The sequence below is a fragment of the Streptomyces tsukubensis genome (genome assembly GCF_003932715.1).
Taxonomy (GTDB): Bacteria; Actinomycetota; Actinomycetes; order Streptomycetales; family Streptomycetaceae; genus Streptomyces; species Streptomyces tsukubensis.
The window spans coordinates 577,693-603,895 of the sequence record NZ_CP020700.1 but is presented as its reverse complement, the minus strand read 5'-3'; the positions used below and the strand labels follow the sequence as shown (position 1 = coordinate 603,895).

At 71.1% G+C, this 26,203-nt stretch carries 20 protein-coding genes; 8 read left to right on the top strand and 12 right to left on the bottom strand.

The genetic code is table 11. The features are described 5' to 3' along the window. Window positions 1-411 precede the first annotated feature (411 nt). From B7R87_RS01640 to B7R87_RS01625, 4 genes are all read left to right on the top strand, one after another. Entirely contained in the window at window positions 412-1,278 is an 867-nt protein-coding gene (locus tag B7R87_RS01640) for a lytic polysaccharide monooxygenase auxiliary activity family 9 protein (RefSeq protein ID WP_040917017.1), read from the top strand. Between the two features lie 377 nt (window positions 1,279-1,655). Continuing rightward, the gene (locus B7R87_RS01635) at window positions 1,656-2,363 is read left to right on the top strand and encodes a hypothetical protein (RefSeq protein WP_006350849.1); all 708 of its coding nucleotides are present in this window, start codon (window positions 1,656-1,658) and stop codon (window positions 2,361-2,363) included. Window positions 2,364-2,509: 146 nt separating this feature from the next. Next, entirely contained in the window at window positions 2,510-3,205 is a 696-nt protein-coding gene (locus B7R87_RS01630) for a sigma-70 family RNA polymerase sigma factor (RefSeq protein ID WP_006350850.1), read from the top strand. A gap of 169 nt (window positions 3,206-3,374) precedes the next feature. Further along, complete coding sequence (locus B7R87_RS01625) at window positions 3,375-4,034, top strand: DJ-1/PfpI family protein (protein WP_006350851.1); 660 nt, start codon at window positions 3,375-3,377, stop codon at window positions 4,032-4,034. On the opposite strand, the gene B7R87_RS01620 is transcribed toward B7R87_RS01625, so the two are convergent. From B7R87_RS01620 to B7R87_RS01570, 11 genes are all read right to left on the bottom strand, one after another. Then, on the bottom strand, window positions 3,976-4,779 hold the full coding sequence (locus B7R87_RS01620; protein WP_006350852.1) for an ABC transporter ATP-binding protein: 804 nt from the start codon (window positions 4,777-4,779) through the stop codon (window positions 3,976-3,978). The two genes, B7R87_RS01625 and B7R87_RS01620, sit on opposite strands and share 59 nt — an antisense overlap. Beyond that, window positions 4,776-5,771, bottom strand: coding sequence for a FecCD family ABC transporter permease (locus tag B7R87_RS01615; RefSeq protein ID WP_006350853.1), 996 nt, complete (start codon window positions 5,769-5,771; stop codon window positions 4,776-4,778). The genes B7R87_RS01620 and B7R87_RS01615 overlap by 4 nt, the downstream gene beginning before the upstream one ends. 44 nt (window positions 5,772-5,815) lie before the next feature. Further along, on the bottom strand, window positions 5,816-6,844 hold the full coding sequence (locus tag B7R87_RS01610) for an ABC transporter substrate-binding protein (RefSeq protein WP_045853187.1): 1,029 nt from the start codon (window positions 6,842-6,844) through the stop codon (window positions 5,816-5,818). Window positions 6,845-6,914: 70 nt separating this feature from the next. Continuing rightward, entirely contained in the window at window positions 6,915-11,180 is a 4,266-nt protein-coding gene (locus tag B7R87_RS01605; protein ID WP_130585223.1) for a non-ribosomal peptide synthetase, read from the bottom strand. Further along, on the bottom strand, window positions 11,167-11,424 hold the full coding sequence (locus tag B7R87_RS01600) for a phosphopantetheine-binding protein (RefSeq protein ID WP_006350857.1): 258 nt from the start codon (window positions 11,422-11,424) through the stop codon (window positions 11,167-11,169). Before B7R87_RS01600 ends, B7R87_RS01605 begins: the two co-directional genes overlap by 14 nt. Before the next feature lie 97 nt (window positions 11,425-11,521). Then, the gene (locus B7R87_RS01595; protein ID WP_006350858.1) at window positions 11,522-13,114 is read right to left on the bottom strand and encodes a long-chain-fatty-acid--CoA ligase; all 1,593 of its coding nucleotides are present in this window, start codon (window positions 13,112-13,114) and stop codon (window positions 11,522-11,524) included. A gap of 162 nt (window positions 13,115-13,276) precedes the next feature. Then, on the bottom strand, window positions 13,277-13,813 hold the full coding sequence (gene scoD, locus B7R87_RS01590; protein ID WP_006350859.1) for a (2E)-enoyl-ACP glycyltransferase: 537 nt from the start codon (window positions 13,811-13,813) through the stop codon (window positions 13,277-13,279). A 1-nt stretch (window position 13,814) separates the two neighbouring features. Continuing rightward, window positions 13,815-14,699: a (3R)-3-[(carboxymethyl)amino]fatty acid oxygenase/decarboxylase gene (scoE, locus tag B7R87_RS01585; RefSeq protein WP_006350860.1), complete on the bottom strand. Its 885-nt coding sequence runs from the start codon at window positions 14,697-14,699 to the stop codon at window positions 13,815-13,817. Window positions 14,700-14,749: 50 nt separating this feature from the next. Further along, window positions 14,750-14,989 carry an acyl carrier protein gene (locus B7R87_RS01580; protein WP_006350861.1) on the bottom strand — a complete coding sequence of 80 codons (240 nt, stop codon included), beginning with the start codon at window positions 14,987-14,989 and terminating at the stop codon, window positions 14,750-14,752. Continuing rightward, window positions 14,986-16,047: a beta-ketoacyl-ACP synthase III gene (locus B7R87_RS01575; protein ID WP_006350862.1), complete on the bottom strand. Its 1,062-nt coding sequence runs from the start codon at window positions 16,045-16,047 to the stop codon at window positions 14,986-14,988. The genes B7R87_RS01580 and B7R87_RS01575 overlap by 4 nt, the downstream gene beginning before the upstream one ends. Window positions 16,048-16,150: 103 nt before the next feature. Further along, window positions 16,151-17,545 (bottom strand): MFS transporter, encoded by a 1,395-nt coding sequence (locus B7R87_RS01570; protein ID WP_006350863.1) that lies wholly within the window; start codon window positions 17,543-17,545, stop codon window positions 16,151-16,153. A gap of 784 nt (window positions 17,546-18,329) precedes the next feature. On the opposite strand from B7R87_RS01570, the gene B7R87_RS01565 reads away from it, so the two are divergent. Together B7R87_RS01565 and B7R87_RS01560 are read left to right on the top strand one after the other, a co-directional pair. Next, complete coding sequence (locus B7R87_RS01565; RefSeq protein WP_006350864.1) at window positions 18,330-20,684, top strand: heavy metal translocating P-type ATPase; 2,355 nt, start codon at window positions 18,330-18,332, stop codon at window positions 20,682-20,684. After that, a complete protein-coding gene (locus B7R87_RS01560; protein WP_006350865.1) occupies window positions 20,681-21,208 on the top strand; it encodes a copper chaperone PCu(A)C in 528 nt (175 codons plus the stop codon). Before B7R87_RS01565 ends, B7R87_RS01560 begins: the two co-directional genes overlap by 4 nt. A gap of 66 nt (window positions 21,209-21,274) precedes the next feature. Here the strand turns inward: B7R87_RS01560 and B7R87_RS01555 are convergent, their stop codons facing one another. Next, entirely contained in the window at window positions 21,275-22,027 is a 753-nt protein-coding gene (locus B7R87_RS01555; protein ID WP_006350866.1) for an aspartyl/asparaginyl beta-hydroxylase domain-containing protein, read from the bottom strand. Between the two features lie 633 nt (window positions 22,028-22,660). Here B7R87_RS01555 and B7R87_RS01550 point away from each other — a divergent pair. Both B7R87_RS01550 and B7R87_RS01545 read left to right on the top strand, forming a co-directional pair. Then, window positions 22,661-24,685 (top strand): BTAD domain-containing putative transcriptional regulator, encoded by a 2,025-nt coding sequence (locus B7R87_RS01550; protein WP_006350867.1) that lies wholly within the window; start codon window positions 22,661-22,663, stop codon window positions 24,683-24,685. Between the two features lie 71 nt (window positions 24,686-24,756). Then, window positions 24,757-26,175, top strand: coding sequence for an RICIN domain-containing protein (locus B7R87_RS01545; protein ID WP_006350868.1), 1,419 nt, complete (start codon window positions 24,757-24,759; stop codon window positions 26,173-26,175). The last annotated feature ends 28 nt before the right edge of the window (window positions 26,176-26,203 follow it).

Here is a 26,203-nt window from a genome sequence, read left to right as displayed (position 1 = left end):
CCCTCATCCGTTGAGTGCAGGTGCTGCCCGAAAGTGTGACATCGGCGAACCGGCGCATCCGGCCGCCGCCGTTGCCGGCGGCGGCACGGTGCACGGGTCGTCGTCATCACGCGGGCGATATCGGCCCGGGCCGCCGCGGTCCGCAGGGCGCGGAGGACAGGCGTCCGCGGTACCGGACCGAAGAGGATCTCCGAAGGACGGAGGCGGTACGGAAGTCTGCGGTACGGCTCCGAGGCCGCCCCGTACACCCACCGGAAAGGCTGCCATTCCGGGGTACATCGGGCGCACCCTCTTGTGATTGGTGTGTACCAATGCGATCCTCTGGTTCAGACCACCGCTCCAACCCCCCACGGTCGGGCCGGTGTTACCCCGTTACTCCCGACGGCCCTACACGTACGAGAGTGAGCCACTATGTCTTCCGCACGACGCCGCATTGCCGCGGCCTCCGTGGTCGCTTCCGCCGCGACCTTCGTCTCCCTGGCGCCGACCCCCGCGAGCGCCCACGGTTCCGTCTTCGGTCCGGTCAGCAGGGTGAGTGCCTGCTTCGCCGAAGGCCCGGAGACGCCCAAGTCCCAGGTCTGTAAGGACCTTGTCGCGGACTCGGGCACCCAGCCGCTGTACGACTGGAACGAGGTGAACATCGCCAACGCGAACGGCAAGCACAAGGAGCTCATCCCCGACGGAAAGCTCTGCTCCGCCAACCGCGTGAAGTACCGCGCCCTGGACTGGGCCCGCGCCGACTGGCCCGCCACGAACGTGGCCGCCGGTTCGTACAACTTCAACGTGCGGATCACCGCGGCCCACCTGGGCACGATGACGATGTACATCACCAAGCCGGGCTTCGACCCCACGAAGCCCCTCAAGTGGTCGGACCTGGACCCGACCCCGGTCGGCACCCACGCCACGCCGCGCGTCAGCGACAACGGCTACTACCGCTTCACCGGCAACCTGCCCGCCCGCACGGGCCGCCACATCGTCTACAAGGTCTGGCAGCGCCACGACAGCCCCGAGGCGTTCTACGGCTGCTCGGACGTCGTCTTCGGCTCTTCGGCCGCCACGGCCAAGGCGCCGACCCAGGCGAAGATCGACGCGGGCGCGTCCCTCTCGACCGTGAGCCACTCGGGTCACGGCGGGGACGAGCAGGCCCCCGCGCTGGCCTCCGCCGAATCGCAGCCCGCGGGCTCCTCGCCCGTCGGTGCCGTGACCTGGGCGGGAGGTGCCGCGGTGTTCGCCGTGGGCGCCCTGCTGCTCAACCGCAGCCGCCGCAGGACCAACTGAGACGGCTCCCGCAGCGCACTCGCGGAAGGCTCTGACCGGGCCGAACCCACCGGTCGTCCGGGAGCGCGCGGAACGCAGCAGCACAACTGAACAATGACGAGTTTCGGCGCGGGGCGAAAGCCCCGCGCCGAAGCCGTTTCCGGCGCACCCCGGAAGCACCCCACCACTTCACCGCCGCATCCGACCCGGACGGAGGCACCCTCCCGCATCCGGACGTCCACAGGCAGACTGCCCTCTATGGAGTCGGCTCGACGGGGTGATCGGTTCCCCGGCAGATCACGTCCTGAATCACACCGGTCCCCTTGAGTGGGGCACCCCGTGACTTTGGATACTTGATCCATAACGACCGCAATTCGGGTGCAAGGATGAAGCCAGTCATGGATGCCGGTTGGTATGTGCGCACGGTACGGGCCGCGTTGTTCGCGGCCGTGTGCGTGCTGCTCGCTGCCATCGGGCACACCTTGATGTCCTGCTGCGCCGTGCCCTGGTGGGCACTCGTGGCCGGAGGTGTGGCAACGGGCGGCGTCGGCTGGGTGCTGGCCGGCCGGGAACGCGGTACGGCGCTGATCGTGACGCTCGTCGTCGGCGCCCAGAAGATGCTCCACTGGGGATTCTCACTCGCACAGGCGGCAGCGGCGCCCCCCGCCCCGGGAGGCACCCCGGCCGGCTCCGCGGGACACGGCGCGGGCGCCGCCGAAACGGGCGGCAGCCATGCGCACTCCCTGCTCATGAAGATGCCCATGGGCATGGGCCACTCGGCCCACGCAAGCCCGGACACCGGCTCCGACCTGGGGCACTGGCTGGTGAGCAGCATGCCGTCGCTCGGCATGTCCGGAGCCCACCTCGTGGCCGCAGTGCTGTGCGGCCTGTGGCTGGCCTACGGCGAACGTGTCGCCTACCGCCTGGTGCGCGCCGTCGCCGGATGGCTGGCCGCGCCGTTGCGGCCGGCGCTCACCCTGCCCGCGCTGCCGCGCCGCCCGCGCCGTCTGGTGCGGCGGAACCGCTCGCGCTGGGCGCCGTACCACCTGCATCTCGTCCATGCGATCACCAGCAGGGGACCGCCCTTGAGGACCGCTGTCATCTAGAACAGCAGGTCTTCCCGGGGCTTCGGGCGTCTTCGGCGCCCCGCTCCGGTTCACGGTCGTGCCCGCGCACGGCCGCCGTCCCCCTACAGCCGGAACCGGCAGGTCCGTGTGCCGCCGTTCCCTGTGCGATTCGCGAAGGACACCAGGTGCTTGCTCCTGCCCTGCCCGCATTACGCGGGCCCCGCAACAGACGTAAGAAGCACGACAGGACCGAGGAGGCCGATCAGCTGATCACCGGCTGGGCGCTGGCCGCCCGGGGCGGCGATCCGGACGCCGTCGAACGGTTCATCCGCGCTCTGCACTACGACGTACTGCGCTATGTCGCCTATCTGAGCGCCGACCCGCAGTCGGCGGACGATCTGACCCAGGAGACGTTCATACGTGCCCTGGGCAGCCTGCACCGGTTCGAGGGCCGCTCCTCGGCCCGCGCCTGGCTGCTGTCGATCGCACGCCGGGCCGTGATCGACGACTTCCGGCGGGCCGCCGCGCGCCCCCGGCTGGCCGATCGCCAGGACTGGCGGCGGGCCGCCGAACAGACCCAGCCGGTCGGCGTGCCGGGCTTCGAGGAGGGCATCGCACTCCTCGACCTGCTGGCAGCGCTGCCGGACGAACGCCGCGAGGCGTTCATCCTCACGCAGCTGCTGGGCCTGTCGTACGCGGAGGCCGCCGATGTCACCGACTGCCCGGTCGGGACCATCCGTTCGCGGGTGGCCCGCGCCCGCTCGATGCTGCTGGTCCTGCTCGCCGAGCCGGAACAGCCCCGCACGGACGGCGACGACCTGATTCCGGCCGTCCCACCGTCCCATACGGCGGTATCCGTCCTGGCCGGCGCGGCTGCATGACGGCGAGGTCCGGTGCGTGGCCCGTGGGGCGCGCACCGGACCTCGACCGGACGGCGGCGCCGCGGTACGCAATTTCATTCCTTCGGGTTCTTCGGTTGGCGCTCCCGGGACAGCCACCGGCTCCCGTGTCAGGGTGATGCCTCAACTCATCGACATGCAGGGGGCGTTAGTGAGCTCACCGGATCTGGAGTCCGCGCTGACCGTAGGCGTTTTCGTGTTCGAGGGCGCCGAGGAACTCGATGTCGTCGGCCCCTGGGAAGTCCTCGGCTTCTGGGCCGCCCACGTCGCCACGGCACCCGTCCGCCTGGTCACGGTCGCCCGGGAGGAGGGATGGGTGCGCTGCGCCAAGGGGCTGCGCCTGGGCGTGGACCACAGCCCTGCCGACGCTCCCGCACTCGACGTGCTGATCCACCCGGGCGGTGACGGCACGCGCGCGCTCAAGGACGACGGCGCGCATCTGGAGTGGCTCAGGGAGCTGCACCGTCGCGAGGTGCTGCTGGCGAGCGTGTGCACCGGTTCACTCGTACTGGCGGCCGCCGGACTGCTCCGGGACCGGCCCGCGACCACGCACCGCGACTTCACCGAAAGACTGGCGGCCCTGGACGGCACGATCGACGTCCGCGCCGCCGAACGGTATGTCGACGACGGCACCATCGTCACCAGCGCGGGTGTCTCCGCTGGCATCGACATGGCCTTCCACCTGGTGGAACGCCTCGACAGCGCGGAGGCATCGGCCGAGGTCCGCCGGGGGACGCAGTACGACCGTCCCGTCAGCCGACCCCGGCCTCCGACAGCCGCTCCAGGGCCAGGGGCTGCGCCGCATAGGTGATGCGTACGATGCCGTCGGCGTGACGGTCGGCAGTGCCCGCCACGCCGAACACCTCGCGCAGCAGACCGGGCGTCAGCACCTCCAGGACCGGGCCCGCGGCCACCACCCGGCCCGAGTGGAGCGCCACCAGGTGGTCGCAGAGCCGGGCCGCCAGGTCGAGGTCGTGGAGGACGGCGAGGGTCGTGATGCCGGTCGCCCGGATGAGGTCCAGGAGTTCGAAGCGGGCGCGGACGTCCAGATGGTTGGTGAGCTCGTCGAGAACGAGGAGCCGGGGCCGCTGGGCCAAGGCGCGCGCCAGCAGCACCCGCTGGCGCTCGCCTCCGGACAGGGAGGTGACGTCGCGTCCGGCCATGTGCTGGATCCCGCACAGGTCGAGGGCCTGGTCCACGGCCTCGTGGTCCTCGGCGCTGTCACGGCCGACGAGCCCGTGGTGCGGGGTCCGGCCGAGGGCCACCACCTCCGTGACGCAGAGGCCGGACGGATTGCTCCCGGCGTCCTGGAGGACGGCGGCGGTACGGCGGGCGGCATTGCGCGCGCTCAGCCCCCAGACGTCGTCCCCGTCCACACGCACCACACCGCGGTGGGGGCGCAGCGAACGGTAGACCGTCCGCAGCAGCGTCGATTTGCCGCTGCCGTTGGGGCCGATGAGGCCGACGATATCGCCCGGCCCGGCCTCCAGGTTCACATCGTGGAGGATCGGCTTCCGGCCGAGTTCGACGTGGATCTCTTCGACGGTCAGCTTCATGCGGTGTCCAGGCTCTTGTTGCGGCGCAGCAGCCACAGGAAGAAGGGGGCCCCGAACAGGGCGGTGAGGATACCGAGCGGCAGTTCGTTGGGGCGGTGGACGGTGCGGGCGAGCAGGTCGACGACGACCAGGTAGATGGCGCCGACCAGGGCAGCCTGGGGGAGCAGCCTGCGGTGGTCGGCGCCGGTCGTGAGGCGCACCAGATGGGGGATCATCAGGCCGACGAAGCCGATTCCCCCGGCGACGGCGATGACCGTCCCGGTCACCAGGGAGGACAGCGCCAGCAGCACGGCGCGCAGCCGGTGTACGTCGACCCCGAGGGCGGTGGCGGATTCGTCGCCGACGAGGAGGGCGTTGAGCCGGCGGCCGAAGAGGGCCAGGACCACGGTGGTGGCGATGACGACGGTGGTGACGAGGGGGAGCTGCCCCCACTGTGCGCCGGCGACGCTGCCCAGCATCCAGAACATGACCGTGCGCAGTTCGGTCGGAGTGGCCTGGAGCTGCAGATAGCTGGTGGCGGCCAGGAACAGATAGCCCACGGCCACACCGGACAGGACCAGGCGGGTCGGTGCGAGACGCCCTTGTTTCTGGCCGAGGAAGAAGACCAGCGCGGCCGCCAGCGCGGCGCCGACGAAGGCCGCCGACGACACTCCCAGGCCGCCGAGCGCACCGCTGGTGAGGGTGATGACGAGCACGGCGCCGAGTGACGCACCGGACGAGACGCCCAGGACGTACGGGTCGGCGAGCGGGTTGGCGACGACGGCCTGCAGGACCACACCGGCGATCGCGAGCCCCGCGCCGACCAGCGCCGCGAGGACGACGCGCGGGGTGCGGAAGTTCCAGACGATCTGGTCCATGGCGGGGTCGGTGACCGTTCCGCTGCCGGTGATGCGGTGCCAGATGATCCGCCACACCTCACCCACCGGCACGGTCACGGCTCCGATGCTGATCGCCAGGACCATGGCCACCAGGAGCACGGCCAGCAGCCCCACCAAGACGAGGACGGAGTTCGGCTGCTTGCGCCGGCCCGGCCGGGTCAGGAGCCGGTCGGGTGCAGCATCTTTGCGATCTCCGCCACTGCCAGATCGTTGCTGGGCCCGAGGTAGATCGAATCGGACAGCACCAGGGAGCGCTTGTTCTTGGCGGCCGGCCACTGGGGGAACTCCTTAAGCAGTTTGCGGGCGTACGCCTCGGGGTCCGGGTCGTTGTAGCTGATCACCACGAGGGCGTCCACCTGCTCGGCAGCGACCTTCTCCTTGCTGAGGTCGGCGAAGGCGGTCTTGGAAGCGGTCGCGAAGGCGTTGCTGCCGCCCGCCTTGGCGAGGATGTCGTTCCAGATGCCGTGGGCCGCGACGGAGCTGAAGTCGTTGCCGCCCATGCTCATATTGGAGAAGACCACCATGACGTTGGGCTTCTTCTCGGCCTTCACCCGCGCCGACACCTCGCCGATCCGCCGGCTCGACGCGGAGATGAGCTTCTCGGCACGGTCGCCGACATTGAAGATCTTCCCGAGGTCGCGGAGCAGCCGGTAGCTGTCGTCGATCGTCATCCGGGAGGTGTCCTGGTCGCAACCCTGGGGCGAGATATAGGTGTTGGCGCCGACCGCTTTGAGGTCGTCGCGGGTCGCGAAGCCGTTCTTGGCGTCGAAGCCGTACGACGTGGTGGACAGCACCAGGTCCGGGGTGAGACCCAGCATCGCCTCGCGGGGAACGTCGTAGGCGTCGTTGAGCTTGATCCCGCCGTTGGACAGCTTCTTGATGGCCGCGGCCCGGCCCGGGACCTCGGAGCGGCCGTAGGACTGCTGGTTCGCGACGATGCGGTCACCGAGTCCCAGCGCCAGCAGCGACGAGACCTCGGCGACCGAAGCGCCGTTCATGACGACCACCTTGTCGGGCGCCTTGGTGTAGGTGGTCGTCCGGCCGCAGTTCTCCAGCGTGACCGGATAGCCGGGGGCGCTCGCGCCCCCGGCGGGCTTGGCCGCCGGGGCCGACGAGGCCCCGCATGCCGTGGCGGCCAGGCACAGGGCTACGGCCAGGACCACGGCAGCGGGCCGTTTCGTCTGCACACGATCTCCTTGGGACGGGAAGGACTCCGTTCAAGTAGTCGGTGCGGGGCGGGTCCGAGTTCCCGCGAGGTCAGACGTTCGCCCCTCCGGGGGCCGGCAGGATTCCGTTTTTCACACAGTGGTCCAGGTATCGGAACACCAGTGTTCGATCGGCCTCCCGGCAGCTGATGCCGGTGCCTTCGAGCCCGCGCAGCACGTTGTCCGCCCGGACCCGGCCGAGGCCCAGCTCCGGCTCGGCGTCCTCGTCGGCGGTGAAGGAGTCGAAGAAGGCTCCGGTCGTCGCCGCCACGTCGGCCGAGCGTGGCAGCTCCCTGCGCCACTGCAGCAGGGGGATCTGCTTGACGTCGTACCCGTACTCCTGCACCCAGTCGTACACGTCGGCCAGCCGGACGGGGGCGACGGGCGCATGGTTGAAGACGGTTCCGGGTGCGGCCGTCAGGGACAGCCGTACGACGGCGCGGGCGACGTAGTCCGCGGGGGTCCACACCTCGGCGTCGAACAGTTCGGGCACGATACCGGCGGGGATACCGGACGCCAGGACGCTCCACAGGAAGTCCCGCCGGTTCACCTGGCCGGTGTCCGCCGCTCCCGTCACCCGGCCCAGCCGGTGCAGGGTGACCGGCAGACCGCGTTCGGCGGCCTGCTCCAGCAGGCGCTCCGACGCCCACTTGGACTGCTGGTAGCCGCTGATCAGCCCCGGGTGCGCCGGGAAGAACGCCTCGGGCACCTCCGGGCTCTCGCTGCGGGGCGGGGCCACGGACAGCGTCGACACCAGATGGACCGGGATCGACCGTACGGACGCCATGCGCAGCAGCAGCCGGGTGGAGTCGGTGTTGGCGGCGCGCAGACTGCCGTAGTCGCGCATGATGCTGACCGTCGCCGCGTTGTGGACGACGGCGTCGCAGGTCTCGGCCAGCTCCGCCAGACGGTCCGCACCCATTCCCAGATCCGGGCGGGAGAGGTCGGCGGGGACGGCGGTGATCCGTTCGGCGCCCGCCGGAAGCGGGATCTCCTGGGCCGCCAGGGCCTGACGGATACGGTCCGCGGCCTCGGCCGGGGTCGCCGCCCTTACCGGGCAGACGATCTCGGCGTCGGTGGCCCTCAGCAGTTCGGAGAGCAGATGGGGGCCCACGAAACCGGTGGCGCCGGTCAGCAGCACCTGGCGTGGTGCTCCGTTCGTGCGGGGCGCGGCACCGGGCCGGATGTCGTCGTCCAGCACGGCATCGGCCACGACGGCCGCGGACTGTGCCGACTGGACGGACGCGCCGGCCGGAGCGTCCTCGCGCTGCTCCAGGCGGTGCGCGAGATCGGCGGCCGTCGGATGCTCGAACAGCCAGGCGACGCGGACCTCCCGCTGCAGTTCCGCACCGAGCCGGTTGGCGACCTGGATCGCCTGGAGCGACTGGGCACCGAGGTCGAAGAAGTCGTCCTGGGGCGTCATGCCCTCGACGCCCAGGATCCGGGACCAGATACGGGTGATGACCGACTCCAGGCCGCCCGCCTCCTCCGCCGGGCCGGTCTGCTCCGCCACGACCGTGCCGAGGCTCTTCCGGTCGATCTTCCCGGTGCTGGTACGGGGCAGCCGCTCGGTGAACTCCACGGCCGACGGGACCATCGCCGCAGGCAGGACCTTCCGCAGCTCCTCCCGCACCTCCCCGGCAGTGGGCCGGGGCTCCTCCGCGACGACATGGGCGGCGAGCCGGCGTGTGCCGTCGGGCAGGACCTGCCCGACGACCGCGGCTTCACGGACCCGCGGCAGGGCGAGGAGCGCGGCCTCGACCTCGGAGGGGTGGACACGGTGTCCGCTGATCTTGAATTCGTCGTCCGCCCGGCCGAGGAACCGCAGTTGGCCGTCATCCCCGATGCGTACCAGGTCGCCGGTGCGGAAGGCCCTCGGACTGCCGGGCAGCTGGGGGAGCAGGGTGAACCGGGCGTCGTCCGGGGCGTCCGCACCGCGGTAGCCCAGGGCCAGCGCGTCACCGATGAGGTGGAGCTCGCCGCCGACGACGGCCGCACGCATTCCGGGCAGCGGGAGTCCGATCGGTACGTCACCGGGCTCCGCGGGCGTTTCGTGGAGTGCGGCGACCGTGGCGACGACCGTCGCCTCGGTCGGGCCGTAGGTGTTGAACAGCTGTACCGAAGTGCCGACCGTGTTCCGCCAGCGGTCGACGCGTTCGGGAAGCGCGGCCTCCCCTCCGATGATGACGGTCCGCACCCCGCCGGGCAGCGGAGCGGTACCCGTGGAGAGCGCGTAGGACAGCTCGTGCCAGTACGCCGTCGGCAGGTCCAGGACGCTGATCCGCAGCCGGTCGACCGCGCGCAGGAACTGGGGCAGCGACTCGGTCATCTCGGGGGTGCGTACGACCAGGGTGGCGCCCGTGCAGAGGGTGAGGAAGACCTCCTCGACGCTGGCGTCGAAGTGCAGGGGCGCGAACTGCAGGACACGGTCCTCACGGCGCAGGCCGTAGCGGTGCGCGCCGCCGGAGACGAACGTGGCCAGTGCGCCGTGGCTGATCTCCACGCCCTTCGGCCGGCCGGTGGAGCCCGAGGTGTGGATGAGATAGGCGAGATCGTCCGCCGCTCCGGCCGGGGCGACCGGTGCTTCGGCGTCGTCGCCGGGGGCGTCCAGCAGCAGGGCGGGCCGCCCCGCGTAACGCGGGGCGTGCGCCACGTCGGTGAGGATCAGCGCGGGCCGGGAACTGTCCAGGAGCGCCTGCGTCCTCGCCTCCGGGGCATCGGGGTCGAGCGGGCAGTACGCGGCGCCCGACAGCAGAACCGCCAGGATGGCGGTGACGGCGTCGATGCCGCGCGGCAGGGCGACGGCCACGACCGCACCGGGGCCGACGTCGCGGGCGGCGATCCGCCGCGCGAGCTGCCGCGCGGAGCCGAACAACTCGGCGTAGGTGATGCTCCGCCCGTCGTACTCGACGGCCGTGGCGCCACCGCGCCGGGCCGCATGGTCCGCGATGAGACCCAGCACCGGACGGGCCGGCCCGGGCAGCGGCCCACCGTCCAGAACGGTGCACGGGCGCTGCCCGATCGCCCGCTCGGGAGCGGCCAGAGCCTCGCGCAGCAGCGACAGCAGGCCCTCCTCGTGCCCGGCCAGCTCCGCCTCGTCGTAGAGGTCGGGGTTGGCGTCGAAGGCGATGCGCAGGCCCGCGCCCTCGGCCCGGTCGTACACATTGACCGCAAGGTCGTCCACGGGCCCCGCGGAGACGTTGTGGACCGTGCTGCGGACGCCCGCGAACCGGAGGTCGTACTCGAACGGCATGATGTTCACGCCGGGCCCGGACAGCCGCCGCTTGCCGCCGACCAGCTTCAGGTCCCGCCGCAGCTGCTCGTAGCGGTACCGCTGGTGCGGCCGGCCGGCCCGCAGCTCCGCGGCCACCCTGACGGCCAGCTCCCGCAGCCCGTCCTGCTCCCCGACCGCGACCCGCAGGGGCAGGATGTTGCGGACCATGCACGGCACCCGCAGGGACACCGATCCGAGACGGCCCATGGACGGCAGGCTCAGCACGACCTCGGGGGCGCCGCTGACCCGGTGGATATAGGCAGCGGTGACGGCGAGCAGCACATCGGACCAGGTCACCGACAGTTCACCGGCGACGGCACGGAGCCGTTCCGTCTCCGCGTGATCCAGATCGACGACGCGGCGCAGGAAGGTACGGGCCGGGAGGGCCTGCCGGGAGGTGAGGCTGGGGACCGCCGGGCGGTCCGCGAAACGCTCGGTCCAGTAGGCACGGTTCTTGGCGATCCGCTCCGAAGCGCGGTAGGCGGCCTCCTCCTCCCGTACCGACTCCAGGGTGCCGAAACCGCTCTCGCCGAGCGGGGCGTCCCCCGCCAGGGCCGTGTACACCTCCGCCACACGGCGGGCGACCAGGGAGAGGCCGAATCCGTCGAGGGCGATGTGGTGGACGCGGTGGTACCAGAGGAACTCGTCCGGGGCCGTACGCAGCAGGGCATGCCCGAAGACCGGGTCGTGCTCCAGGTCGAGGGGGCGGTCGAGGTCCTGCGCCATCCATGCGAGGGCGGCACGGTGCGGGTCGGCGGCGGTGGTCAGGTCGACGAGGTGCGGATCCCACCGGAGGTCGGGGGCGCTCACCTGCCAGGGGCGGCCCGTTTCGTCGGTGACGAAGCGGACGTTCAGGGCCTCGGTCTCCGCCACGGCGTGGCGCAGGGCCTTCTCGAAGACCGCCGGGTCCACCGGGCCGTGGATCTGCACATATTCGGCGGTGTTGTAGGCGGGGCTCTCCGGATCCAGGAGGTGCCCGGTCCAGATGCCTTCCTGGGCCGCGAGGAGGGGACGGCGCTCGGCGCTCGGATCAGGCGTCGGCATGAGCCGCTCCCCCCTGGCGTTCGGACAGCAGCTGCCACCACGCGCCGAAGGTGGTGCGCTCGGCGAGCTCGACGAAGCTCACCTCGGCACCGGCACTGCGCCAGCGTTCGGCGAGGGTGGTGATGCGCAGCGAGTCCAGGCCCGCGTCCAGCGGGCTCTCGTCCAGGTCGACTTCGTCCGGATGCTGATGAAGGAATTCCGCCAGGTCCGCGCGGAAGGCGGCCGGCGTCAGGGGCTCAGGCATGGTGTTCTCTCTTGGTAGCCGCACGGGGATGGCGGGGCCGGTCCGGGGCGTCTCTTTCGGATCAGGCCGGGCTCCGGCCTGATCCGAAAGAAACTCCCTAGTTGACCTTGCGGTCGGCGTCGTTCCAGAAGCGGTCGCGCAGTTCCCGGCGGAGGATCTTGCCGCTGGGATTCCGCGGGACGTGCTCGATGAACTCGTAGGCCGCGGGCAGCTTGAAGGCGGCAAGCCGGTCGACGAGGAAGCGGTGCAGGTCCCGCGGGGCGGGCTGGTTCCCGGCCACGGGCACGACGAAGGCGTGGACCTTCTCGCCCCACCGCTCGTCGGGTGCGCCCACGATCACCGCTTCCGACACCCCGGGATGACGCTCCAGGACGTTTTCGATCTCCGCGGGATAGACGTTCTCGCCCGCGACGAGGATCGCGTCCTTGATGCGGTCCTGGATGAAGACATAGCCGTCGTCGTCGATGTATCCGGCGTCGCCGGTGTGGATCCAGCCGTCGACGAGGGTTTCGGCCGTCTTGTCGGGCAGACCCCAGTACTCGGTCATACGGGCCGGGGTGGCCAGGCAGATCTCACCGACGGCGCCCGCCGGAAGCTCCTTGCCGTCCCCGTCGAGGACCTTGCTGCCGACACCCGGGTACGGATGGCCAGCGGCCTTCATCCGGGGGTGGCCGGGGACATGGTCGGCGGGCGGCAGGCAGACGGCGGTGTTGCCGGTCTCGGTCAGCCCGTAGATCTGGGCGAACTCGCTGCCGAACATGGCGAGGCTCTCTTCGAGGAGGGCCTCGGAGATCGGGGATCCGCCGTAGACGATCTTGCGGAGGGTGGTGAAGTCGTCCGGTTGCACACCGGGCTCGGCCAGCATCATGCGCAGCATGGCGGGGACCACGCACGCGGTGGTGATGCCCCGGTCGCGGATGAGGTCGATCGCGGCCCGCGGGGCGAAGGCCCGCATCGCCACCACGGTCACGCCCGCGTTGAAGTTCTGGGTGGCCCACCACAGGCCGCCGACGTGGAATCCGGGGATGCCGACCAGGGCGACGTCGCCGGCCCGCCAGTCGATCCAGTCGAGCTGTTCGCTCGCCAGGGCGTTGCGGATGGCGAAGAAGCTCCGGTGGGCGAGGACGACTCCCTTGGGCAGACCGGTGGTTCCACTGGTGTAGAGCTGGGCGACCGGGGTGTCCGGGGTGGCGGAGGAGGCGGGTTCGGTGTCCGGGTGGTCCGCCTTCCAGGCGGCCAGGCCGTCCTCCGTACCCAGCCGGACGACGGTCTTCGGCGGGGCGGTCGGCAGCCGGTCCAGGACGGTGCCGAACTCGTCCTCCAGGAAGAGCAGTTCACTGCCGGAGTCCTGGAGGATATGGCTGACCTCGGGGGCCGTCAGCCGCCAGTTGATGGGCACCAGGACGGTCCCGCTCTTGGCGCAGCCGAAGAGGATCTCGTAGTAGTGCTCGGACTCCTTGCCCAGATAGGCGATCCGGGCGCCGGGAGCCGCCCCCGTCGCCCGGATGGCATGGGCGATGCGGTTGCTCTCACGGTGCAGTTGGGCGTACGTCAGCTCGCGTTCCTCGCAGACGACCGCGGGGAGCTGCGGGCTCTGCGCCGCGTGGAAGCGTGCGGTGTCCACGAGGGTTTCGAGCTGGGGGTGGTGCAGCCTGTCGCCGGGTGTCCCCGGCGCGGACGGTTCGGCCATGGGCGGGTCTGCCTCTCGATGTGCTCTCGGTCTGCCGGGCGGCGTGCCGCCACCGGATGGGGCGGCGGCACGCCGACCGAGGTGTGGTTGCCCTGCTGCCGGGGCGTGTCCGGAAAGTGACGCCGTTGGCCCGTGGGCCGGCCGCGGCTTTCCGGACAGGGCCTAAGGGGCGTTGACGAACGCGAGCTTCACCGCGCCGTCGCAGCGCCCGCCGGCGTCGTCCCAGTACCGGTACGCGGTCTCGGCGACGAGCAGCGGTTCGCCGCCCGGCGAGCGCCGCTCCACGGACAGGAACTCGATCTCGCCGGAGAACGAGCGCGCGTTGATGGGGCGCCGGAAGCTGCCGCTGAAGCGGGCGATGAGGATGTCCGGCAGCTGATGGCGCCAGTAGTCGTCCATCGACCAGCCGGCGAACTCGTCGAGAAGTCCTTCCTTCACCGCCTTGGCGACGGTGTAGTACATCATCTGGTTGTAGCTGATGTTGACTTCGACGGCGTTGAGATGGCCGGTGTCGTCGATGTAGCAGGACTCCGGGATGGCCAGTTCGCAGCGCGCCGACACCAGGCTGGACCGGGTGCTCACCGCCGCGGATTTCAGGTACTTGCAGTGCGGCTTGTAGGGCCGCAGCACCAGCGGCAGCAGTTCGTCGTCGTTCTCGTAGTCCTGCGCCGGCGGTTTGTGCTGGACGGGCGTCGGCATCTCAGACGGCCTCGTCGTACAGCTTGCGCGCGTCGTGCACGGTCAGCCGGAAGGAGACGACGGGCTCCGGGGTGGTGGTGTGCCGGGCACGGTGGATCAGACTGCGGTTGTCCCAGACCAGGAGGTCGCCCTTCTCGAAGGTCTGGAGGTGGATGTTGGGGTGCTCGAAGTCGTCGTCGAGCTGGCCGGTCGCCTCGAAGAGACGGTCCAGGAGGTCGTTCTCCAGCGGCCTGCCGTGCTCGTCCTGCATGCCGACGGTGAAGCCCTCACTGTTGTAGAGGATCGTTTCGCCGGTCATGGGGTGGACGAAGGTGCTGGGCTTCAGCACCGGCGGGGTCTTGGTGTCGACCTCGTCGATGATCTCCGAGAGCGGCCGGTAGACGTCCGTGGGGCGGATCTTGAAGTACTTGCGCACCGAGTGCTCGGAGAAGGTGCCCGCGACCTCCTTCTTGAGGTCGTCGGGGAGCTGCTCGTACGCCTTGCCCATGTCGATGAAGTAGGTGCCCCGGTTCTTCTCGGGGATGACCTGCGGGTAGATGAACGTCAGACCGAAGGGGTCGGGCATGAACTGGTAGTCGGCGTGCCAGAACTTCCCGGTCTTCGGGACGCCGATCTGCTTGCCGTCCTTGGGTACGTTCGAGGAGACGAATATCTCCTCGACCTCGGGGTGCTTGTACATCGGCTCGTAGTAGGTCTCGGGACGGCCGAACGCCTGGCCGAGCTTGAGGAACTGCTGGGGCTCCAGGTGCTGGTTCTTCAGGACGACGATCTTCTTGGTGTAGACGGCCGTCTTGATGGCCTCGATGTCCTCCGCGGAGGCGGTGGCGTAGTCGAACCCTTCGACCGTGGCGCCGATTTCCTTGCCGGTGACTTCCTTGATCTGCATGATCCCTGCTCTCGGTAGAGGTGGTGGCAACGCGGATGGGGCAGTGGCGCTCAGGCGGCGAGTTTCGCGTCGATGAGCTTGGTGGTCGCGTCGAGGGTGAGGTCCGCTTCGAGCTCGTTGTCGTCGATGTGGACGTCGAGTTCGCGTTCGATGCGCATGCTGATCTCGACCATGGTCAGCGAGTCGACGTCCAGCTGGGCGAAGGTGACGTCCGGGCTGATCCGGTCCTCCGGCGCGTCGTGGAGTTTCGTGACGATTTCGACCAGTCGGTCGTAGGTGGTGGCGCTCATGGCTGCTGCGTTCCTCCTGTGTCGTACGGATGATCTGTGCCGGCGAGACCGGGCCACGTCAGGAGGCAGGACCCCCAGGTGAGCCCGCCGCCGAACGCGGTGAGCAGAACGTGTTCGCCCGCGTGGATGGTGTGCCGGGCCACCGCGTCCGCCAGGGCGAGCGGTATGGAAGCGGCGCCGGTGTTGCCCACGGACTCGACGTTGGTCACCAGTCGTTCCGGGGGCAGTCCGAGGTCCTCGGCCACCGAGCGGAGGATCCGCAGGTTGGCCTGGTGGGGGACGATGCGGTCGATGTCCTCGACCTTGCGGTCGCCCAGCGTCAGGGTGGCGCGGGCGGAGGCGGTCATCCGGGTGACCGCGTGCCGGAAGACCTCCTTGCCGCGCATGGCGAAGTAGTGGTCCTGCGCGGCGGCGAGATGGGAGGCCGAACGCTGCCGTGAACCACCGGCGGGCACCATGATCAGTTCCTCGCCGGTGCCGTCGCTGCCGAGGTCGAAGTGGCCGACGGCGCCGGGTTCACCGGCGTGGCCGGCGCGCAGGACGACGGCTCCGGCGCCGTCCCCGAAGATGATGGCGTTGGTCCGGTCGTCCGGGTCGACGATCGTGGAGTAGGTGTCCGCGCCGATCAGCAGGACGCGTTCGGCCACCCCTGCCGCGATAAGACCCGCGGCGGAGGCCAGTCCGTAGACGAACCCGGTGCAGACGGCGCTGATGTCGAAGGCCGCCGCTCCCACCAGCCCGAGCCGGTCGGCCACGAGCGGGGCGGTCGCGGGGCACGAGCGGTCCGGGGTGGTCGTGGCGACGACGACCGCGTCCACGTCCGTCACCCCCGCGGAGCGCAGTGCCCGCCGGCCCGCCTCCACGGCGAGGTCCGAGGTGGCCTGGCCGGGTTCGGCGAAGTGGCGTCGGCCGATTCCGGTGCGGGTCCTGATCCAGTTGTCGCTGGTGTCGAGCCGCTGGGACAGCTCCTCGTTGGTCACGACTCGCGGGGGAAGCCAGCCCGCGAGCCCGCAGAGGACGGCGGCCCGACCGTGGGGCGGGGCGGGGGGCGCGGGCATGCTGATGGGTCGGTCAAGGGTGCTGGACACAAGGGCTCCTAGGTCTCCGGGCACGGTGGAGGCAGGTCCGGAACAGGGAAGGAAGGTGGGGGAACCGGTCTGCTCAGGCGTTCGCTTGCCTGCGCACGGCCAGCAGGGCCACGGCGCCGAGACAGATACCGGCGGTGATGACGTAGACGGCGTCCCGGATCCCGTTCAGAAGAGCGGCGGACGTCAGCTCGGGGCTGCCGGTGCCGGCGACGGCCACCAGGACGGCGAGGCCGACGGCGCCGCCCACCTGCAGTGTGGTGGAGGCCAGGCCCGAGGCGATGCCCTGGTCCTCGGCGGGGATACCGGTCGAGGCGACGATCCACATGCCGGTCCAGGTGGCACCCTGCCCGAGGCTCATCAGCACGATCCCCGGCAGCAGACGGAGATAGGAGCCGTCGGAATCGAATGCGAGGGCGAGGAGGAGGGCGCCGACGGCGCCGGTCGCCATGGCTCCCAGCAGCATGGTCCGCACGCCCAGCCGGGCCACGGCTCTCTCGCCGACCTTCGTCCCGGCGGCGACGACGACGGCGGGCACCAGGAAGGCGGCTCCGGTGGCCATGGCGCTGTAGCCGTGCACCGTCTGGAAGTAGAGGGTCAGGAAGTACGGCAGCGAGCTGAACGTGGCGCTGAACAGCGCGGTCAGCGCCATGGCGCCCAGCAGACCGCGGTGGCGGAACAGATGCCCCGGCGTCAGGGGGGCCCGGGTGCGGGCCTCGACGAGGACGAACAGGGACAGTGAGATCACCGAGAGGGCCGTGCATATGAGCACGCTGCGGCTGCCCCAGCCGGCCTCCGGCGCATGGATGAGGACGAAGACGAGGAGCGTGATGCCCGCCGTGGCGGTCAGGGCGCCCGGGAGGTCGAAGTTCCGCTGTTTGGGCAGGGGGCCGTCCGCGGGGAAGAGCAGCGCTGCGGCCAGGGCGATGGCACCGGCCAGCGGGACGTTGACGAGGAACACCGCGGGCCAGCCGAAGGCGTCGACGAGCACGCCGCCCAGCAGCGAGCCGAAGCACAGCCCGCCCGCCCCGGCGGCACCCCACGCGGCCAGCGCCCGGTTACGGACGGGGCCCTCCTCGTAGAGGGTGTTGACGAGGGAGAGAGCCGCGGGGAAGAGCAGTGAACCACCGATGCCCTGCACCGCGCGCACCGCGATCAGCACGCCCGCCGACTCCGACAACCCGCCCACCAGCGAGGAGACCGCGTACAGCAGCGCGGCGACGATGAAGATCCGGCGCCGGCCGAGCAGATCGGTGGCCCGCCCGCCGAGCAGCAGGAACCCGCCGGTCGTCACGACATAGGCGCTGACCACCCACTGCAGATCCTGCCCCGAGAAGCCGAGATCGCTGCCGATGCCGGGGAGGGCGACGTACACGATGCTGAAGTCGAGGGAGATGACCAGCTGCGCGGCGGCCAGGACCACGAGCGGCCAGCCGAGGCGCTGACGGGACGGAGCGGACGGCGAATTCATTGCAGGCATTGCGGAACGATTCCCCCTAAGAATCCGCCCCCTGAAACAGGACGGTGATCACTCCGGGATCTTTGCTCACCGGCCGCGCGGGCCACAAGCGTTCAACTCCCACTTTCGGACTGGCTTGCGAGTGGGTTGTGAAGATCGTTCGCTTTTTCGTAGCAGTACGTGGCGGCCGGAACGGTTGCTCGTGCAAGCGATCGCGGAACATGCCAGGTGGGCAGGGGCGCAGGGCAGTCGAAGCGCGTGCCGGAGGCATATGCGGACGGTGGAGAGATAGTTTCCCTGATCAACAAGTCGGTCGGTGGTGCCTGCTGGTTCCAGCCTTTCCTGTCGAATCCGGACGCATCCCGGATGGCTGGTTTCAGCACCCTCCATAACCTCGCGTCTCGGCCTTCGATATCGTTGAAGGCGATCTGGAGTGCGGCAATTGAAAACGGCGTATGAACTCTTATTGAGAGGTAGTCGGACGGCGGGGGCCCCTGGTTCCCGGCGGCGGGAAAGTTTTTTGTCACACGTCCGAGTCGGGCTATCGGCCGCGTACCCCCCTACCGTATGTCTGCATGGAGAAGTCGAAACGCGGTTTTCTCGTCCCGCCGGCCTTACTGGGGTTCGTCGTCCTGCTCGTGGTATTGACGGGGGTGTCGTACGCCGCGGGACGCATGGCAGGCCCGGTGGCACCGGGAATGCACCGCACGGATCCGGCGTCCGAGGACTCGCAGGAGCCGGGTATGCCGGGGATGCACGGTCTCGGTCCGGCCGACCGTGAAGTACGGGTGGGCCGATGACCACCGCCGATCACCGTGAGACGGCCGGCGATGCCGACGCGACCACCGATCTGCTGGTCGGTGGCATGACGTGCGCCGCGTGCGTGAACCGGGTCGAGAAGAAACTGGGGCGCGTTGCGGGTGTGACGGCAACCGTCAACCTGGCCACCGGGCGGGCCCGGGTCTCCCACCCGGCGTCGGTGACGCCCGAGCAGCTGATCTCCGTCGTGGAGAGCGCCGGTTACACCGCCGAACTCCCGCCGCCGCCCGAAGAACAGCGGGTGGACGGGGAGGGCGAACAGCGGACGGCCGGCGCGGGCGTCGATGACCGGGGCCGGGTGCTGATCACGGCACTGCTGTCGGTGCCCGTGCTCATGCTCTCCATGGTGCCTTCCTGGCAGTTCACCTACTGGCAGTGGCTGTGTTTCACTCTGAGCGCCCCGGTGGTGGTCTGGAGCGCGTGGCCGTTCCACGAGCGGGCCCTGAAGGGGCTGCGGCATGCCACGGCGACCATGGACACCCTGGTCTCCCTGGGGGTGCTGGCCGCCTTCGCCTGGTCCACGTACGCCCTGTTCTTCGGCGGCGCGGGCGAGCCGGGCATGAGCATGCCGTTCAGCCTGATCCCCGAGGCCGGTGACGCGGGAGCGCACCTGTATCTGGAAGCCGCCGTGGCCGTGCCGCTGTTCGTCCTGGCCGGCCGCTATCTGGAGGAACGCGCCAAGCGGGGCACCGGATCGGCCCTGCGGGCGCTCGCCGAACTCGGCGCCAAGGACGTCGAGGTCAAGGAGGGGGGCCGGGGCAGGCGGATCCCGGTCTCCGAACTCCGGGTCGGGCAGGAGTTCCTGGTACGGCCGGGGGAGAAGGTCGCCACCGACGGTGTGGTCACCGACGGCAGTTCCGCCCTGGACCTGTCACTGGTGACCGGCGAGAGCGTGCCGGTGGAGGTCGGGCCGGGATCGGCCGTGGTGGGCAGCGCCGTCAACGCCGGCGGGCTGCTCGTGGTCCGCGCCACGGCGGTCGGCGCCGACACCCAGCTGGCACGGATCACCAAGCTGGTGAGCGACGCCCAGGCGGGCAAGGCGCGTATCCAGCGGCTGGCCGACGCCGTCGCGGGGGTCTTCGTGCCCGCGATCGTGACCGTCGCCTGCACGGTCCTCGGCTTCTGGCTCGGTGCGGGCGCGAATGCGTCGGCGGCCGTGACGGCGGCGGTCGCCGTCCTCGTCGTGGCGTGCCCCTGCGCTCTCGGCCTGGCCACCCCCACCGCCTTCATGGCCGCCACCGGCCGGGGTGCCCAGCTCGGCGTTCTGCTCCGGGGCCCGGAAGCGCTGGAACGGCTGCGGCACATCGACACCGTGGTCTTCGACAAGACCGGCACCCTGACCACCGGACGCATGACCCTCGCCGCGACGACGGCGGTCGCCGGGGAGGACGCGGGCGAGATCCTCCGGCTCGCCGGGGCGGTCGAGTACGGCTCCGAGCACCCGATCGGCCGCGCGGTCGCCGCCGCAGCCCGCCAGGCAGCGGACGGCAACCCGATGCCGCCGGTGACCGGTTTCCGGGCCGTTCCCGGAGTCGGCGTCCACGGCCGGGTCGACGGCGTCGAGGTCGCCGTGGGCCGCCCGCGGTCCGGCAGCCCGCTCCCGGACGTCCTCCGGCGGGCCCTGGACGACGCCCATGCCGCTGCCCGTACAGCCGTGGTCGTCGAGAAGGACGGCCGCCCGGTCGCCGTCCTCGCCGTCGGAGACACCCTGCGGCCCTCCAGCTACTCCGCCGTACGACACCTGCGCAAGCTGGGCATCGAGCCCATTCTGGTGACCGGCGACGGCCCCGCCGCCGCACGGGCGGTGGCCGAGCAGGTCGGCATCGACGAGGTCCACGCCGAGATCACCCCGGAGGGGAAGACCGCCATCGTCGCCGGGCTGAGGGCCGAGGGGCGCCGGGTGGCGGTCATCGGCGACGGGGTCAACGACGCCGCGGCCCTGGCCTCCGCCGATCTCGGCATCGCCATGGGCGGCGGCACCGACGCGGCGATCGGCGCCGCCGACATCACCCTCGTACGCGAGGACATGCAGGCAGTGGTGGCCGCCGTCCAGCTCACCCGCCGGACGCTGAGCACCATCCGCGCCAACCTCGCCTGGGCCTTCGGATACAACGTCGTCACCGTGCCCCTGGCGGCCACCGGCTGGCTCAACCCGATGTTCGCCGCCGTGGCGATGTCCGCCAGCTCGGTCATTGTGGTCGCCAACAGCCTGCGGCTGCGGACCTATGCGCCCCCCGGAGGCGGCTACCGCCCCGCCGCCGGAAAGGGCGGCCCGACAGCACCCTCCACCGCGGACAGCGGCACCGTCCCGTACCTGAAGGAGACCCGATGAGCTCCGCCCCGTCCACCGGCCCCGGCGAACGCACCTCGCCGCCCTGGCGCCGCGCGGCCGGTGGTGCGCTGAGCGCCGCCTACGTACCCGTGGTCACCTGTGTGACGGCCCTGATGCTCCTGACCGCCTACACCAAAACGGGTGCGGCCGGTGAACCCCCGGCCCGGATCAGCGTCAGCAACGCCCGGATCTTCGTGCCCCCCAATACCGAGAGCACCGCGGCCTTCTTCGACATCACCAACACCGGGGCCAGCGGCGACGTGCTGACGTCCGTGTCCTCGCCGGAGCTCCGCTCCACCATGCTGGGCCAGCGGGTCACGGAGGACGGAGCGGGGCGCATGGAGCCGCTCGACGCGCTCGCGATCCCGGCCCGGAGCCGGGTGAACATGACCCCGTACGACGTGGACGTGATGGTGATGGACCCGCCGAAGCTGAAGGCCGGGGACAGGGTCCGGTTCGAACTGTGGTTCCGCAGCTCCGGCCGGGTGGTCGTCGATGCGGTGACCGTACCGCTGGGGGCCTGAGGAGGGGGAGGGCGCCGCGCGCGCCGCCCTCCTCACCTGTCCGGACCCGCCGGGTCCGGACAGGTTCTACCCCTCGCCCATCAGCTTGCGGATCTCGGTGATGGCCACCACGAGCGCCTTCCGCTCGGGCACGGTGGTCTCCGGGTGCCACAGGTCGACGAGCAGGCAGGTGCGCGGGCGCGCCCCCCGGTTCCAGGCCTCGTGCTCGAAGGAGTAGTCGAAGAGCAGGCACTTGCCCTCTTCCCACGACCGCGTCTCGCCCGCGACCGTGATGCCGCACTCCTCGGGGATGTCGACCGCCAGGTGCAGGTTGATGCTGAAGTTCCACAGGTCGGAGTGGGGGGCGATCGCCGCGCCGGGCAGCAGGGTAGAGAAGTGGCACTCCAGCAGCGGGCAGAGCGTTCCGGTGTCGACCGCCTCCTCCTTCAGAATCCGGAAGGCGGTCGGCACCGTATCGGCCGACTCGTTCACCAGGCCGCCGTTGCGGAAGAGATAGAGAGCCTGCCAGTCCGACTGGCGCGAGAGGTAGTGCTCGTAATCGGAGAAGGCCTGCCGCCGGGCCTCCCAGGCGGTCTCCAACTCCTTTTTGATCGCTGCGTGGTCTGCTTCGAGGGCGTGCACCACGGGCGCCAACTCCGGATGGCCGTACGGATCGTGCCAGGGCTGCTGGGAAATTCCCGGCAGGATCCACTTCGCCCCCTTCTGCAGCGGATGGCGATCACCTTTTCCCGCCGCCAGCATCTGCTCGACCCGGACGAGGGAATCCGGTCCGTGCTCACTCCTGATGGCGGCGAAGGCGTCGTCTATCTCGGGGGTCATTACCTCTCCAGAATTCGGGCACAGCGGTCCGTGCATACCGTAGGAAGGCTACCCAGGGCTCACCCGTCCCGCCCCCGGTAAAAGGGGCGCAGCAGCGGGCCTGCATGATCCAGTGCGCCGGTAGTGCTTCCCGTACTTCCGAATTCCGGTCCTCGCCGGGAACCAGAACGCCGTGTGAGCCGACTTGTTGAATGCGACACTCGTCGGTGGCCGGGCCGGATGCCGACGGCGAGGGCGGCGAGCGACTCTCCCTCCCGGGCGGACACCCGGGCAGGCCGTGTCACAGTTCTGTACCCACCGGGGGAGGGCCTGGTCCCGAGCGGGGTCGCTACCCGAGAGTAAGGGGGCGCGGCGGGCGGAACCGGCGGCCGTTCGGACGGGGCGGGAGGAACCGTTCCGCAGGGCGGTTGCCGACGGTCCCGGTGCCGCCGTACCAGCACCGATTCCGTTCCGAGCCCGTGACACGGATGACGTAGGCTGCCGGGGCGAGACGGTGAGAACAGGGGTTCCACCAGGGAACTCCCGTACTCCCGTTGGCCCTTACCGGTCTGTGCGTCAGCCTGTCAGCCCGTCAGCCGTTACCCGTCGTACGTCCCGCTCCGGACGGCGCCATCTGGAGGTGGCCGGATCTTCATGGACACCCAGGACGGACCCACCCTGCGGTACGGCCTGCTCGGCCCCGTCGAGGTCGTGCGCGGTGCCACCGTGCTCGACCTCGGGCCCCGGCAGCGCCGGGTGCTGCTGACCCGGCTGCTCATCCAGGACGGCCATCCGGTCTCCCTCGGCGAGATCTGCCGCGATCTGTGGGAGGGCGACCAGCCCACGGCCGCAGCGTCGTCGGTGCGTGCCCATGTCAGCCGCCTGCGGTCGGCACTCGACCCGGGGCACCGCGGCCGCTCCGGAGTACTGGTCAGCAGCCGGGCCGGGTACGCCCTGCGGATTCCGCGGGAGGCGCGGGACACCGCCGTCTTCGAAGAGGCGGTACTCGCGGCCCGTACCGCACTGCACGAGGGCCGACTGGACCTGGCCCGGCAGCGGATCGACCGCGCCCTCGGACTCTGGCGCGGCCCGGCCCTCGGCGAGGCCGCTGATCACGCCTTCGCCCTGCGGGAGCGGACCCGGCTCGACGCCGCACGCCAGGACGCGCGGGAACTCCAGGTCACCGTGCTCATCAAACAGGCCGACCCGGACCGGGCCGTGCCCGCCGCCATGCGGCTCACCACCGACGCCCCGCTGCGCGAGACGTCCTGGGCCCTGCTGATGCGCGCGCTGTACACGGCGGGACGGCCCGTGGAATCCCTGCGCCAGTACGAGCGGTTCCGCTCCCTCCTCGCACGCGAACTGGGCCTGGACCCCAGCCCCGGACTGCGCGATCTGCACACGGCTGTACTGCGCCACGACACCGACGTCCTGGGCCCCGTGCTCGGCGCCCCGGGCCCGCACCGGCTCACCGGTACCCCGTTACCCCGCGCGACCTCCGCCGGACTGCCCCTCGTCGGGCGGGACGAGGAGAACGGACAACTCGGCAGACTGCTCCGGGAGACGGCCGCGGGCGCCACCCGGTGGGCGGTGGTCTCCGGCGAGGCGGGCACCGGCAAGACCAGGCTGCTGGACGAACTGGCCGCGCGTGCAGCCGAGTCCGGGATCGCCGTGGTCCGGGTGCACGGCGACCGGCCCGGTGCCGGGGGGCCGGACGCCGCGCCGTCCTGCCCGGTGCTCCGGCTGCTGGACGCGCTGGAGCGCCGGGAGCCCGATCCCGGCGCTCCCGGCGCTCCCGGTGAGAAGGGTGAAACGGGTGGGAAGGGTGAGAAGGGGGCGGCGGATCCGGACCCGGTGGAGGCACTCGTCCGCGAGCTGCGCCGGACGCCCGTACTGTGCCTGCTCGACGATCTGGACGGGGCCGCCCCGGAGAGCTGTGCCCGGCTGCGCCGCCTCGCCGCTCTGCTGCGGAACACCCCGGCCGCCGTGGTCTGCGCGCTCCGCGACACCGGGGCACCGGAGATCAGCGGTCTGCTCGCCGATCTCGCCAGGCGCGGGACGGTCTGGCTGCATCTGGAGCCGCTGACCCCCGGGGACGTGGCCCGGCTTCTGACGGAGCGCGGGGAGGACCCGGCCGGGGCCGAGGCCCTGCACCGGCGCGCGGCGGGCAATCCGTTCGTCCTCGCGGAGCTGCTGGCGCTGGCGCCGGAACTGCGGACCGGGCCCGGCGCCAGGGTGCCGGCCGCAGTCGGCACCATCGTCCACGACCGGCTGGCCGGGCTCTCCACGGAGGCCCGTTCGCTCCTCGCCCACACCGCCGCCGACGGCGGGCGGCTGGACCTCGGACTGCTCGCGGAGATCCCGGGTCTGGCCGCCGACCGGCTTCCGGTGCTCGTTGATAACGCTGTCACCGCGGGGCTGTTGCTCTGGCAGCCGGACCAGGGCGACCCGCTGGCCGGGCACTACCGGCTGCCGGAACTGGTCCACGACGTCCTGCTCGGCACCCTCACGGCGTCCGGGCGGCAACTGCTGCACGCCACACTGGCCCGGGCACTCACCGGCCGCGACGGCACCGACCAGGCCCGGCTCGCCGGGCACCTCCGTGCCGCGGGCCCCCTGGCACCCGTCCCGGCCCCGCTGTCCGGCCCGCCCCGGGATCCGGACCGGGACCGGCCATGACCTCAGCACCAACCGATCCCTCGTATCCGCATCGCCCCGGAGCAGCGACTCCGGGACCAGAGGAGAAGTAGATGTCCGACCAGAACAAGGCATCGGGCGAATCCGTCGGCCGGCCGTCGGGATCCGCTGCGGCTCCCGATGCCGAGGCCGTCGCGGCCGGGCTCATGGGCGAGGGGAAGCCCCCCGGCGGCCCCGCCCCGGGAACGGCGGAGGAGGAGTCCGTGCCGGTCACTTCGGAGGCCGGTGCCGGGGAAGCGGCCGGGTCCGCCGGGAGTACGGGGAGTACGGCGTCACCCGGCGGAGGACCCGCTGCCGAGGAGGCCGCTGCCGAGAAGAGCGGAACCACCGAGCCCGCCGGGGACGAGGAGACCGGAACCACCGGGACCGCCGCGACGGCGGAGAGCTCCCGGTCCGGGGGCGCCGAGAGCACCGGGCGGGCCGGGGCTGCGACCGGGTCCGTGACCGGGACGAGCGGCGAGGCACGGTCTTCGGCGGCCGCCGCCACGGCATCGGAAGGCCGCCGTGGCGTCGCCGCCGCTGCCGGGTCCGGCGGGGACACGGCGGGACCCGAAGCCGCCGCGCCCGGCCGCCCCGGCAAACCGGTCCTGGCCGGCGCCGCCATGGTGGGCGTCGTGCTGGTCGCCGTCCCGCTGCTGGTGATGGCGCTCGGCAAGGACGAGGAGAAGAAGACCGTCACCACAGCGGCCGAGAACGTCCTCACGGACGAGGACGACCCCGCGGGCGCCTTCGTCGCCGAATCGCCCGCCCCCTCGCCGCCGAAGCCGAAGCCGAAGCCCGTGCCGAGCGCGAAGCCGGAGAAGCAGAAGCAGGGCGCCGGGCCGGAGAAGGCCGACCCGGCCGCCCCGCCGGGCGCGAAGACGGCAAACACAGGCGGCACGGACAGCACAGGCGGAACAGGCGGCACGGGCGGTACCGGCGGCTCGGGGAGCGCGAAGACCACGGACCGGGCAGGAAGTACCCAGAAGAAGCAGAAGAAGACCTCCGGAAGTCTGCCCTCCGTGATGACCCGGGTGCTCATCAAGAACAACACCAACGGCACCTGCGTCGATATCCCCGGCTACTCCAGCGGCCGCCCCGACACCGAAGTGCACCACTTCACCTGCAACAACACCAACAACGACAACCAGTTGTGGACGGTGGAGCAGCGCTACGCCACGGCGGGACCCGGCGGGGTGCCGCTCTTCCAGATCCGCAACGTCATGGACGGCATGTGCCTGGACCTCCCCGGCAACGGGGGCGTCGGCGGGGCGACCGGGGTCACAGAGTACCCCTGCAACGGCACCACCAAGGACAACCAGCTCTGGTGGCTGGACAAGCGCGCCGACGGCAAGTTCTGGATCCGCAACTTCGCCAGCAACAACCAGTGCCTGGACTCCTACAGCAACAGCGAACAGGAGCGTCAGCTCATCATCTGGCCCTGCGCGCCCGAGAACCAGAACAACCACGAGTGGACCTTCACCCGCTCCTGAGCCGAAAACCCGAACCGCCCGGCCCGCC

What these genes read in the sequence shown, in the direction of transcription:
- B7R87_RS01545 (WP_006350868.1), top strand. Translation starts at nt 24,757, where the DNA reads ATGTCCGACCAGAACAAGGCATCGGGCGAATCCGTCGGCCGGCCGTCG.
- B7R87_RS01580 (WP_006350861.1), bottom strand. Translation starts at nt 14,989, where the DNA reads ATGAGCGCCACCACCTACGACCGACTGGTCGAAATCGTCACGAAACTC.
- B7R87_RS01600 (WP_006350857.1), bottom strand. Translation starts at nt 11,424, where the DNA reads ATGCCTGAGCCCCTGACGCCGGCCGCCTTCCGCGCGGACCTGGCGGAA.
- B7R87_RS01555 (WP_006350866.1), bottom strand. Translation starts at nt 22,027, where the DNA reads ATGACCCCCGAGATAGACGACGCCTTCGCCGCCATCAGGAGTGAGCAC.
- B7R87_RS01620 (WP_006350852.1), bottom strand. Translation starts at nt 4,779, where the DNA reads ATGAAGCTGACCGTCGAAGAGATCCACGTCGAACTCGGCCGGAAGCCG.
- B7R87_RS01565 (WP_006350864.1), top strand. Translation starts at nt 18,330, where the DNA reads ATGACCACCGCCGATCACCGTGAGACGGCCGGCGATGCCGACGCGACC.
- B7R87_RS01550 (WP_006350867.1), top strand. Translation starts at nt 22,661, where the DNA reads ATGGACACCCAGGACGGACCCACCCTGCGGTACGGCCTGCTCGGCCCC.
- scoD (WP_006350859.1), bottom strand. Translation starts at nt 13,813, where the DNA reads ATGCCGACGCCCGTCCAGCACAAACCGCCGGCGCAGGACTACGAGAAC.
- B7R87_RS01605 (WP_130585223.1), bottom strand. Translation starts at nt 11,180, where the DNA reads ATGCCGACGCCTGATCCGAGCGCCGAGCGCCGTCCCCTCCTCGCGGCC.
- scoE (WP_006350860.1), bottom strand. Translation starts at nt 14,699, where the DNA reads ATGCAGATCAAGGAAGTCACCGGCAAGGAAATCGGCGCCACGGTCGAA.
- B7R87_RS01570 (WP_006350863.1), bottom strand. Translation starts at nt 17,545, where the DNA reads ATGAATTCGCCGTCCGCTCCGTCCCGTCAGCGCCTCGGCTGGCCGCTC.
- B7R87_RS01595 (WP_006350858.1), bottom strand. Translation starts at nt 13,114, where the DNA reads ATGGCCGAACCGTCCGCGCCGGGGACACCCGGCGACAGGCTGCACCAC.
- B7R87_RS01635 (WP_006350849.1), top strand. Translation starts at nt 1,656, where the DNA reads ATGGATGCCGGTTGGTATGTGCGCACGGTACGGGCCGCGTTGTTCGCG.
- B7R87_RS01575 (WP_006350862.1), bottom strand. Translation starts at nt 16,047, where the DNA reads ATGCCCGCGCCCCCCGCCCCGCCCCACGGTCGGGCCGCCGTCCTCTGC.
- B7R87_RS01560 (WP_006350865.1), top strand. Translation starts at nt 20,681, where the DNA reads ATGAGCTCCGCCCCGTCCACCGGCCCCGGCGAACGCACCTCGCCGCCC.
- B7R87_RS01640 (WP_040917017.1), top strand. Translation starts at nt 412, where the DNA reads ATGTCTTCCGCACGACGCCGCATTGCCGCGGCCTCCGTGGTCGCTTCC.